The sequence below is a fragment of the Mycobacterium sp. genome (genome assembly GCF_052144515.1).
Lineage (GTDB): Bacteria > Actinomycetota > Actinomycetes > Mycobacteriales > Mycobacteriaceae > Mycobacterium.
Genome location: NZ_JBKQQD010000074.1, coordinates 1 through 11,541, shown reverse-complemented (window position 1 = coordinate 11,541; position 11,541 = coordinate 1). Strand labels below are relative to the sequence as shown.

Here is an 11,541-nt window from a genome sequence, read left to right as displayed (position 1 = left end):
GCTCGATGACGATCACCGTATTGCCTTTGTCCACAAGGCCGTTGATGACGTTCAGCAGTTTGCGAATGTCGTCGAAATGCAAGCCGGTGGTGGGCTCGTCGAGGATGTAGACGGTGCGGCCGGTGGAGCGTTTCTGCAACTCCGACGCCAGCTTCACCCGCTGCGCCTCCCCGCCGGACAGGGTGGGGGCGGGCTGCCCGAGCCGCACATAGCCCAAGCCGACATCGACGAGCGTGCGCAGATAACGGTGGATGCCGGTGATCGGCTCGAAGAACTCCGCCGCTTCCTCAATCGACATGTCCAGCACTTCGGAGATGGTCTTGCCCTTGTAGTGCACCTCAAGGGTTTCCCGGTTGTAGCGGGCGCCATGACAGACCTCGCACGGCACATACACATCCGGCAGGAAGTTCATCTCGATCTTGATGGTGCCGTCACCCGTGCACGCCTCGCAGCGACCGCCCTTGACGTTGAACGAAAACCGACCGGGTTGGTAGCCACGGACTTTCGCCTCGGTGGTGGCCGCGAACAGGGTGCGGATCTTGTCGAAGACCCCGGTGTAGGTGGCCGGGTTGGACCGCGGCGTGCGCCCGATAGGCGACTGGTCGACCCGCACCAGCTTGTCGAGGTGGTCCAGACCGATGACCCGGGTATGCCGGCCCGGGACCTGCCGCGCGCCGTTGAGCCGATTGGCCAAGACGGCGGCCAGGATGTCGTTGACCAGTGTCGACTTACCCGAGCCGGACACACCGGTCACCGAAGTCAGCACGCCGAGTGGAAACGACACGTCGATCCCGCGCAGGTTGTGCTCGCGTGCGCCGACAACCGTCAATCGGCGTCGCCGGTCGACGGGACGGCGGATCGCGGGGATCTCGATGCACTCCTTGCCCGACAGGAAGGCGCCGGTGATCGAGTCCTTGTTGGTCAGCAGCTCGGCGTAGGGCCCGCTGTGCACGATGCGGCCGCCGTGTTCTCCGGCGCCAGGCCCGATATCGACGACCCAGTCGGCGTGCGCGATGGTGTCCAGGTCGTGCTCGACGACGATCAGTGTGTTGCCCAAATCCCTTAGGCGAGTGAGCGTTTCGATGAGCCGACGGTTGTCTCGCTGGTGTAGCCCGATGGACGGCTCATCGAGCACGTACAACACACCCACCAGGCCGGAGCCGATCTGGGTGGCCAACCGGATCCGTTGCGCCTCACCGCCGGACAGGGTGGCCGCCGCGCGGGACAGCGACAGGTATTCGAGCCCGACGTCAAGCAGAAAGCCCAGCCGCGACTGTATTTCTTTGAGCACCTGGCCCGCGATCGCCTGTTCGCGTGCACCCAGCGTGAGTCCGCGCAGGAACTCCGCGCACTCGGAGATGGAGAGCTCGCAGACCTCGGCGATGGATTTCGCGCCCTGCTCCCCCTGAGACTCCCCAGCCAGCGTCACGGCCAAGATTTCCGGCTTGAGTCGGGTGCCGTCGCACACCGGGCACGGCACGTCGCGCATGAAGCCTTCGTAACGCTCCTTCATCATGTCGGATTCGGTCTGGCTCATCTTGCGCTGCAGGAACGCCAGCACGCCCTCGAAATCCGCGTAGTACGACCGGGTTCGGCCGTACCGGTTGCGGTAGCGCACATGCACCTGCTCGTCGCAGCCCTCCAGGATCGCCTTGCGCGCCTTGGCCGGCAGCTGGCGCCACGGGGTGTCGACGTCAAAGCCCAGCGCGTCACCGAGCCCGGCCATCATCCGGGTGAAGTATTCGGCGGTATGGCCCATCGACCACGGCGCCACCGCGCCCTGCGCGAGGGTCAGCTCCGGGTCGGGCACCACCAGGTCGGGGTCGACCTCCTTGCGGATGCCCAGGCCGGTGCATTCGGGGCAGGCCCCATAGGGCGAGTTGAACGAGAACGACCGCGGTTCCAGGTCGTCGACGGCCAGCGCATGCCCGTTGGGGCAGGCCAGCTTTTCCGAGAAGCGCTGCTCGCGGTGCGGCGCCCCCGGCTCATGGTCGACGAATTCCAGCACGACGATGCCGTCGGCCAAGTTCAGAGCGGTTTCCACGGAATCCGTCAGCCGCTGCTTGGCGGTGGCCTTGACCGTCAGCCGGTCTACCACCACCTCGATGTCGTGTTTTTCCTGCTTCTTCAGCTTTGGCGGATCGGTCAGCGAATGCACCACACCGTCGACCCGAACCCGGCTGTAGCCCTGCGAGTTGAGCTTCTCGAACAAGTCGGCGAACTCGCCCTTGCGGGTGCGCACCACCGGGGCCAGCACCAGGAAACGGTTGCCCTCCGGCATCGCCAGCACCTGGTCGACGATTTGCTGCGGGGTCTGGCGCGCGATCCGCTCACCGCATACCGGGCAGTGCGGCGTGCCCGCGCGGGCATACAGCAGCCGCAGGTAGTCGTACACCTCGGTGATGGTTCCGACGGTCGACCGCGGGTTGCGGTTGGTGGACTTCTGGTCGATGGACACCGCGGGGGAAAGACCCTCGATGAAGTCGACGTCCGGCTTGTCCATCTGGCCCAGGAATTGGCGGGCGTAGGCCGACAGCGATTCGACGTAGCGCCGCTGGCCCTCAGCGAAGATCGTGTCGAATGCCAGCGACGATTTACCCGAGCCGGATAGGCCCGTGAAGACGATCAACGCGTCGCGCGGTAGGTCGAGGTCCACGCCGCGCAGATTGTGCTCGCGGGCACCCTTGACGATCAGGCGGTCGGCCACTGGGCTCCTTCTTTTTCGGGGTTCAACCTTCCAGCGGGCGCAGTACAGACCCATGCTATGTGCCCATACCGACAACCAACTCTCGGCCAGTAACGTGGCCGGTATGACCGTCGTCGACGACAACTACACGGGGCACGTCGATCCCGGCACCGCGGCGCGCCGCACTCTGCCTGGCGCGACGATCCTGAAGGCGTCGGTGGGCCCAATGGATAACAACGCCTACCTGGTGACGTGTTCCGCGACCGGAGAAACTCTGCTGATCGACGCCGCCAACGACGCCGGAGTCCTCATCGACCTCGTGCGACGGTACGCCCCGAAGGTGTCGCTGATCGTGACCAGCCACCAGCACTTCGACCACTGGCAGGCGCTGCAGGCGGTGGCCGAGGCCACCGGTGCGCCCACCGCCGCCAATGAGATCGACGCCGGGCCGCTGCCGGTCAAACCTGACCGTTTGCTGACGGGCGGCGACACCGTGCAGGTCGGCGAGTTGACGTTCGACGTGATCCACCTGCGCGGCCACACGCCCGGATCCATCGCGCTTGCGCTCGACGGGCCCGCGACCGGCGGAGTCACCCAGTTGTTCACCGGCGACTGCCTGTTCCCGGGGGGCGTTGGGAAGACGTGGCAGCCCGGCGATTTCACGCAGTTGCTCGACGACGTCACCACCCGGGTGTTCGACGTGTACGACGATTCCACCGTCATCTACCCCGGCCACGGTGACGACACAGTGTTGGGTGCCGAGCGCCCGCATCTCGAAGAATGGCGCGAACGAGGCTGGTGATACAGCGCATAGTAGGGCCGCGCCCCAGGCAAGCTTGAGCTTCGAGCGGCGGTTAAGCCGTTAGGTGCGGTTTCAGGTGGTGTGCACGATGAGCACGTCGACCTTGGCCCGGCGTGAGACGTTGGCCGGCACCGATCCCAGCAGCCGGCCCGCGATCGTGCTCAGACCCACGTTGCCGACAACTAACAGGTCGGCCTTGGCATCCTCGGCCAGGCTCACCAGCGCGTCCACCGGGGCGCCGAGAATCGCGCGCTCCTCGACGTTCTTCGCGCCGGCATTGCGCGCGCGTTCCTTGGCGGTGTGCAGGATCTCGTAGATCGGGGCGCTGCCCGTCACTTTGTAGCTTTCGTCCTTCAGGACGTCGGCAGCCCGGGCGTCGTCATTCTGCGGCAGGTACGCCGACGCGACGATCAACTTGGCGTCCGCCCCGGCGATCTTTGCTGCGCGTTCTACCGCGCGCAAAGACGAGTCCGAACCGTCGGTCCCCACCACCACGGTCTGATAGGCGCTCATTTACCCTCCAAGTTGTCGGAATGCACAGCCAACCCAAGACAGTATCGCGTTGCCGCATGCAGATGGGAGAGAATACCGACACGGCGGCGTCGTGGCGTCGCCCCGCGTTTACTCCGCCGGCCAGGGTCAACAGGCGACATTTCCGATGACGGAACCATCGAACTTTCGTATCTGACGCGAAAAGCGCTGTTTGGCAGAACCTTTGGTGGACCACTGGCAGGTTGCGCCCACGATCGGCGCCCCCAAGCCGCGGCGCAGCAGCGATACCGCTGGTGAGCGGGCTGTACGCCTGCGTCTTAGAGTGGCAAGCATCATGTCTACGTCGGCCGTCGAGCAGCGGGCTGGAAGCCCCGGACCCGTCGTCAACGAGCCTGCGCAGGTGCGCCCGCGCGGCACGGTGCTCGATCCGTGGGTGATTGCCGTGCTGGCCGCGGCTATCAGCGCCGGTTGGGCGGGTAGGCCATCACTGTGGTTCGACGAGGGCGCCACGATTTCGGCGTCGGCGAACCGCACCTTGCCCGAGCTGTGGAAGCTGCTGGGCCATATCGACGCCGTGCACGGCCTGTACTACCTGCTGATGCATGGCTGGTTTGCGATATTTCCGCCGACGGAATTCTGGTCACGTTTTCCCAGCTGCCTGGCCATCGGGGGCGCCGCGGCCGGTGTCGTGGTGTTCACCAGGCCGTTTGCAGGGCGGGCCACCGCGGTGTGCGCGGGCGTCGTCTTCGCCATTCTGCCGCGGGTGACGTGGGCCGGGATCGAAGCCCGCTCCTCTGCGTTGTCGGTGGCGGCCGCCGTCTGGCTGACCGTATTGCTCGTCGCCGCGGTGCGGCGCAACCGGCCGCGGCTGTGGCTGCTCTACGGGCTGGTGTTGATGCTGTCGATCTTGGTGAGCATCAACCTGGTGCTCTTGGTACCGGTCTACGCCGCGATGCTGCCGCTGCTGGCGCCCAAAAACTCCCGCAAATCCCCGGCCATTCGGTGGGCGGTGACCTCCGGCGTCGCGGTCGCGGCCATGACACCGTTCCTGCTGTTCGCCCACGGACAGGTCTGGCAGGTCAACTGGATCGCCACGCTGAACCGCAACCTCTTCCTGGACGTGGTGCATCGGCAGTACTTCGACCACAGCGTTCCGTTCGCGATTCTGGCGGGCGTCATCGTCGTCGCCGCGACGGTCGCGCGACTGGCCGGCGTACCGGGGCTCGGTGGCGATACCCGACGGCTGCTGCTGGCCTGCGCAGCGTGGATCGTCATTCCCACCGTTGTGGTGCTGATCTATTCGGTACTCGCCGAACCCATGTACTACCCGCGCTACCTGATCCTTACCGTTCCGGCAGCGGCCGTCGTCCTGGCGGTTTGCATCGTCACCCTGGCCCGCAAGCCGTGGCCCATCGCCGGTGTGCTGGTGCTCTGCGCCGTCGCCGCGTTTCCGAATTACCTCTTCACGCAGCGTGGCCCGTACGCCAAAGAGGGCTGGGACTACAGCCAGGTCGCCGATCTGATCGACTCCCATGCCGCACCCGGAGACTGCCTGCTGGTCGACAACACGGTGGTGTGGAAGCCGGGGCCGATCCGCGCGCTGCTGGCCACCCGGCCGGCGGCTTTCCGATCGGTGATTGACGTCGAACGCGGTTTCTACGGACCCAAGGTCGGCGCCCTGTGGGACGGCCACGTCGCGGTGTGGCTGACGACGGCCAAGATCAACAAGTGCCCCACGTTGTGGACGATCACCAACCGCGACAAGTCACTGCCGGACCATCAAGCGGGGAAATCCTTACCGCCGGGATCCGCATTCGGACGGGCGCCGGCCTACCAGTTCCCGAGCTACCTCGGGTTTCGGATCGTGGAACGTTGGCAGTTCCATTACTCGCAGGTGATCAAGTCGACACGGTGACGGTCGCTTGAACGTGCCCGCTGTGGGTAGCTTCACGGACATGCAGATGTGGCTCGCCGAACCGCTGTTCGGCGGCGCAGCGCAGAACGGCCGACACGTGATCGAGCTTCTCGCCGCGTTCGCGCTGACCACACTCGTCGACCTGGAGCGCACCATCCAGGGCAAAAGCGCGGGTCTGCGGACGCAGACCATCGTCGGCACATCGTCCGCGTTGGTTTTGCTGATCAGTAAGTACGGCTTCGGCGATGTCTTGACCTGGGGCACGGTTGTGCTGGACCCGTCGCGTGTCGCGGCCCAAATCGTCTCGGGCATTGGGTTTTTGGGCGCGGGGATCATTATCACTCGACGTGGTGCGGTGAACGGGCTGACCACCGCGGCGGCGGTCTGGGAATCGGCCGCGATCGGCATGGCGGCGGGCGCCGGCCTGCTGTTACTCGCCACCGCGGTCGTGTTCCTGCACTTCGTCAGCGCTGGCTTTCAATAGGGTTGAGCACCAGCTCAGCGCAAGGCTGCGCGGGACGGTCCGGTTGCACATCATCTACGAGAACGGACGCGGTGTGCTGCGGGAACTGCTGCGACTATGCGGGCAACGAAACTGGCAGCTCACCGAACTCGACGCGGATGCCCACGATGTCGACCACGATCAGGTTGGGGTAACCATGCCCCTGTCTGGCGCCAAGATCGCGAATGCATCGGACGCGTTCTCCGCGGTCGACGGGGTCGTCGCCGTGCTCCGTGCCGAGGACGAGGCGGACTGAGCTCAGCGCCCGCCGCGGGTCGCGCCGTCCGAGGCTCGGTAGGAAGCGACGACGCCCAGTGCGCCCAACACGGTGAACACCGTGAACAACCAGCGCGCCGCCACAACGTCGCTCAGGTCGCTCAGGTCGCTTGCGGCACGATTTTCAGCGGTGTTGACCACCACTCCGGCCACGCCGGCGCCGAACGCCGCGGAGATGACCTGCACGGTATTGATCGCAGCGGCCGCCACGCCGCCTTCGGACGGGTCATTGACGGAATCCATCGCGCGCACCGACAAATGCGGCCAGGCGCTCCCGATCCCGATCCCGGCCACCAGCAACGCCAGAGCCCAGAGCGCGACGATCCCGATCGACGCGTTGTCGCGCTGAGTCGCCGCACCCAGCGCCAGACCCGCCGCCATCACCACCGGAGCGCCCGCGATCACCCGCGCGATCGTGCGCGAGTTGTCCAGCGAGGCGCTGACGATCTCGCTGACCGTCCAGCCGAGCGCCAGCGCCGCGCCCAGGAATCCGGCCGTCAGCGGAGTCAGATGCGCCAGTCGTTGACCGAACAGCGGCACATACGTGGTGACCATCGCCCCGACCATCATCACCGCCATGGTCAGGTAAAGCCATTTCAGCGGGCCGGGGCCAAAAACGCTGGGCGGCAACACCGTTGCCCGCATCCGCCAGTCGACGATCAGGAACAGTCCGACCAGCACCGCGGCGGCGGCGAGCAGCCCGATCGTTGCCGCGAAGTTGCGCGGAAGCTGGGCGACGCTGACCGCCAGTGCCGCGGCGCCCAGCAGCAGCAACGACCACACTGGGATCTTCGGTGCCGCACCGCCGGGTTCGACGCGGCCCGCGGCCAGCGCGATCGGTACCAACGTGGCCACCAGTGCGGTCAGGATCGCCATCGCGACAAACGCCCACCGCCACAAGCCGAACTGCGCGAAAAGGCCACCTGTCGCGGGCCCGACAACGGTCGCCACACCCCACATCGCCGACACCAGCGCCGCGGCCCGGGTCCACAGCACACGAGGCAGTGCGGTGTTGATGACCGCATAGCCGAGGCCGGCCAGCAGGCCGCCCGCCACGCCCTGCAGGGCGCGACCCGCGATCAGGACCTCCATGTTGGGTGCGATGCCGCACACCAGACTGGCGACCCCGAACACCGCCAGCCCCATCAGGTACGACGCCCGCGCCCCGACGCGCACCAGCATCGGGCTGACTAGCGTCGCCGCCACCACCGAGCCCACCAGATACAGCGTGGTCACCCACGCATACAGCCGGCTACCGCCGATCTCGGCGACCGTGTTCGGCAGCAGGCTGCTGGTGAGAAACTCGTTGGTGGCGTAGAGCGCGACGCCGCTGGCCAGCACTACCGACGTTCCCAGATACTTGCCGCCCAGCAGCTCACGCCAACTGCCGGTGGTGCTCGCCGTCTCCGTCACTTCAGGCCGGCGGCGTCCATCCCGCGCAGTTCCTTCTTGAGGTCGGCAATCTCGTCGCGGAACCGCGCGGCCAGTTCGAACTGCAGCTCACGGGCGGCGGCCATCATCTGCGCGGTGAGGTCCTTGATCAGGTCCGCCAGTTCGGCGCGCGGCATGGTCGCGGTGTCGCGGCCCTCGAACACGCCGGCGCTGACCGCCCGGCCAGGTTCGCCCTGGGCACGGCGGCCGCGCGACGCGTTGCGTCCCGAGCCGCCGATCTCCACCTCGGAAGCCTGAGTATCAGAGGCCTCCCGATAGACCTGGTCGAGGATGTCGGCGATCTTCTTGCGCAACGGCTGCGGGTCGATGCCGTTGGCCTCGTTATAGGCGACCTGCTTTGCGCGGCGCCGTTCGGTCTCGTCGATGGCCTCTTTCATCGAGTCGGTCATCGAATCGGCGTACATGTGCACTTCGCCGGACACGTTGCGGGCGGCGCGGCCAATGGTCTGGATCAGGCTGCGCGAGGACCGCAGGAAACCCTCCTTGTCGGCGTCGAGGATCGACACCAGTGAGACCTCGGGCAGATCCAAACCCTCGCGCAGCAGGTTGATGCCGACCAGCACGTCGTAGTCGCCGAGGCGCAGCTGGCGCAGCAGTTCCACCCGGCGCAGCGTGTCGACCTCGGAGTGCAGGTAGCGCACCCGGATGCCCATTTCCAGCAGGTAGTCGGTGAGGTCTTCGGCCATCTTCTTGGTCAGCGTCGTCACCAGCACCCGCTGGTCGGCGTCGGCGCGTTTGCGGATCTCGCCGATCAGGTCGTCGATCTGCCCCTTGGTCGGCTTGACCACCACTTTCGGGTCCACCAGCCCGGTCGGCCGGATCACCTGCTCGACGAACTCGCCGGCAGCCTGGCTGAGCTCGTAGGGCCCCGGAGTGGCCGACAGGTACACCGTCTGACCGATCCGGTCGGCGAACTCCTCCCAGGTCAGCGGCCGGTTGTCGCACGCCGAAGGCAACCGGAACCCGTACTCGACGAGGTTGCGCTTGCGCGACATGTCACCCTCGTACATGCCGCCGATCTGCGGCACGGTGACGTGCGACTCGTCGATGACGAGCAGGAAGTCCTCCGGGAAGTAGTCGAGCAGCGTGGCCGGCGGCGAGCCCGGCCCGCGGCCGTCGATGTGGCGGGAGTAGTTCTCGATGCCCGAACAGAACCCGACCTGCCGCATCATTTCGATGTCGTAGTTGGTGCGCATCCGCAGCCGCTGGGCCTCCAGCAGCTTGCCCTGGCTTTCGAGTTCGGCGAGCCGCTCGGCCAGTTCTTCCTCGATGGTGGAGATCGCGTGCGCCATCCGCTCCGGTCCGGCCACGTAGTGGGTGGCGGGGAAGATCCGCAGCGAGTCGACCTGGCGGATGACCTCACCGGTTAGCGGGTGCAGGTAGTACAGCGCCTCGATCTCGTCGCCGAAGAACTCAATACGAACGGCGAGCTCCTCGTAGGAGGGAATGATCTCCACGGTGTCGCCGCGCACCCGGAACGAACCGCGGGTGAAGGACAGGTCGTTGCGGGTGTACTGGACGTCGACCAGCAGCCGCAGCAGCCCGTCCCTGGCCACTTCGGTGCCGACCCGCAGCTCGACGGAGCGGTCCAAGTAGGACTGCGGTGTGCCCAGGCCGTAGATGCAGGACACCGAGGCCACCACCACCACATCGCGGCGCGACAGCAGCGACGACGTCGCGGAGTGCCGCAGCCGCTCCACGTCGTCGTTGATGGAGCTGTCCTTTTCGAGGTAGGTGTCGGTCTGCGCGATGTACGCCTCGGGCTGGTAGTAGTCGTAGTACGACACGAAGTATTCAACTGCGTTGTGCGGCAACATCTCTCGCAGCTCGTTGGCCAGCTGGGCGGCCAGTGTCTTGTTGGGCGCCATCACCAGGGTCGGCCGCTGCAGGCGTTCGATCAGCCATGCGGTGGTGGCCGACTTCCCGGTCCCGGTGGCACCCAGCAGCACCACGTCGCGCTCCCCCGCCAGAATCCGGCGCTCCAACTCCTCGATAGCGGCCGGCTGGTCGCCGGCCGGGTCGTGGGGGCTGACCACTTCGAAGCGGCCGCTGGCGCGCACGACCTCCTCCACGGCGCGGTATTCCGAATGCGCGACGACGGGATGCTCGGTGGCGAAAGCCATGTCAACCAGGGTAGTAGGCCGTACCGACAACGGCTTGTTCAAGACAGGATGCATCGGTCGCAGTAACCCTTTTCTGATTGGCCCGCTGCCACCATCGACGACGTCGAATACGCGATGATGGAGAGGGTCGATTGGTTCAACAACCGGCGCCTGCACAGCCGTCCAGGCGTGTCTCGGCGGCATCGACCGCGGCACCGGCGCGAACCCGCGGGCACGGGCACATGACCGCCGGCTTCGGTCCAGTCCCTATCCGCCGGTCAATGTGTTGCGGGATAGCCGACAGATTGAGCAAACAGAACGCGTTGGCGCGCTTTCAATCCCAGGCGCTGGGCCAGGCCGGTCCTGTCGCAGTTGTGAAACCAAGCCGCGAGTCCGTGGGCGGCAGCGAACAGATAGACATTCTGCGCAATTAGGCCAGTGTCGACGTAATAGTAGGACTTCTGGACTTCCGGATCATGAAGCCCGGGTTCTTCAAAGCCCACGGTGTGTGTCAGTCGATGAAGATCGACAACGTAGATCAGCTGGACGGGGGCCGTGGCCGTGACGTCGCGCTGGCCGGGCGTGATCGCGCTGTCACGCAGATCGCCTTCCGTGACCAACGCCAAGCGACAGTTTGTTGCGTCATAGAGATAGGCTCCGTCGGCAAGCGCGACATACAGATCGATCTCTTGCGAGTTGCTGGCCGAACCGGCCGTGCGGCCCGGTGCCCCGAACGGACCTGGCTTGCGATTTACCCCGAACGCCGACCAGAGCAGGTTGGAAAGCTGTTGCATCGACAGGGGAGTCGGGCTGATGTCGCGGGTGGTCTTTCGCCGCTCGAACACGGCGAACATCGGATCGTCGGGTTCGCTTGCCGGCGTAGGCAATTGCAGGTCTGGGTCGGATTGCGCCTTATCAGCCATTGTCGTGTGCTGACCGAACGGGGAGTTGCAGGTATGAGGCCTGGGACCCTCCTGTGTGGATGATGTGCCTTCCATGGTTGTCGGGTACGACTGTTGAAAGGTTCTGGGGCGCAGCGGAGCCTGTTGAAAGGTTGGGCATCACACCGCCTAAGAGGTTGTACCCGCTGATGACGAGCCGCAACTGCTCGCCAGGATGAAATGCCAGTCCCACGGGGAACATGTCAATCTCGACGGGAACGATCTCACCGGGCTTGAGTTTTTCAATGCGGTCATAACTGTGAGCGGGTATAACGTCCGTCGATTTCGCTTCGTCCAGACGGCGCATGGAGACACGCAGGCGCCCGTTGGAACCCTTGTACTTGAGAATCGCCGCGCCGTTCCGGGTCAGGTT

Annotated in this window: 8 protein-coding genes and 1 pseudogene; 3 read left to right on the top strand and 6 right to left on the bottom strand. The window is 65.8% G+C overall.

Annotation, left to right across the window (positions count from 1 at the left end):
• The coding region (gene uvrA, locus ACLP9N_RS03925) for an excinuclease ABC subunit UvrA (protein WP_442406163.1) at window positions 1–2,707 on the bottom strand (2,707 nt) is incomplete at its 3' end.
• A gap of 103 nt (window positions 2,708–2,810) precedes the next feature.
• Here uvrA and ACLP9N_RS03920 point away from each other — a divergent pair.
• The gene (locus ACLP9N_RS03920; protein WP_442406162.1) at window positions 2,811–3,488 is read left to right on the top strand and encodes an MBL fold metallo-hydrolase; all 678 of its coding nucleotides are present in this window, start codon (window positions 2,811–2,813) and stop codon (window positions 3,486–3,488) included.
• Between the two features lie 72 nt (window positions 3,489–3,560).
• On the opposite strand, the gene ACLP9N_RS03915 is transcribed toward ACLP9N_RS03920, so the two are convergent.
• Window positions 3,561–4,001: a universal stress protein gene (locus ACLP9N_RS03915; protein ID WP_442406161.1), complete on the bottom strand. Its 441-nt coding sequence runs from the start codon at window positions 3,999–4,001 to the stop codon at window positions 3,561–3,563.
• A 313-nt stretch (window positions 4,002–4,314) separates the two neighbouring features.
• Here ACLP9N_RS03915 and ACLP9N_RS03910 point away from each other — a divergent pair, with 313 nt between their 5' ends.
• Together ACLP9N_RS03910 and ACLP9N_RS03905 are read left to right on the top strand one after the other, a co-directional pair.
• Complete coding sequence (locus ACLP9N_RS03910) at window positions 4,315–5,895, top strand: glycosyltransferase family 39 protein (RefSeq protein ID WP_442406160.1); 1,581 nt, start codon at window positions 4,315–4,317, stop codon at window positions 5,893–5,895.
• Between the two features lie 40 nt (window positions 5,896–5,935).
• Window positions 5,936–6,653: pseudogene (locus ACLP9N_RS03905) on the top strand (MgtC/SapB family protein).
• 2 nt (window positions 6,654–6,655) lie between these two features.
• Here ACLP9N_RS03905 and ACLP9N_RS03900 read toward each other — a convergent pair.
• The 4 genes from ACLP9N_RS03900 to ACLP9N_RS03885 form a co-directional block, all read right to left on the bottom strand.
• Window positions 6,656–8,086 carry an MFS transporter gene (locus ACLP9N_RS03900; RefSeq protein ID WP_442406159.1) on the bottom strand — a complete coding sequence of 477 codons (1,431 nt, stop codon included), beginning with the start codon at window positions 8,084–8,086 and terminating at the stop codon, window positions 6,656–6,658.
• Window positions 8,083–10,248 carry an excinuclease ABC subunit UvrB gene (uvrB, locus tag ACLP9N_RS03895; protein WP_442406157.1) on the bottom strand — a complete coding sequence of 722 codons (2,166 nt, stop codon included), beginning with the start codon at window positions 10,246–10,248 and terminating at the stop codon, window positions 8,083–8,085. The genes ACLP9N_RS03900 and uvrB overlap by 4 nt, the downstream gene beginning before the upstream one ends.
• A 257-nt stretch (window positions 10,249–10,505) precedes the next feature.
• A complete protein-coding gene (locus ACLP9N_RS03890) occupies window positions 10,506–11,150 on the bottom strand; it encodes a nitroreductase family protein (protein WP_442406156.1) in 645 nt (214 codons plus the stop codon).
• A partial coding sequence (locus ACLP9N_RS03885; protein WP_442406155.1) for a CocE/NonD family hydrolase C-terminal non-catalytic domain-containing protein occupies window positions 11,143–11,541 on the bottom strand: 399 nt, incomplete at its 5' end. The genes ACLP9N_RS03885 and ACLP9N_RS03890, both read right to left, overlap by 8 nt.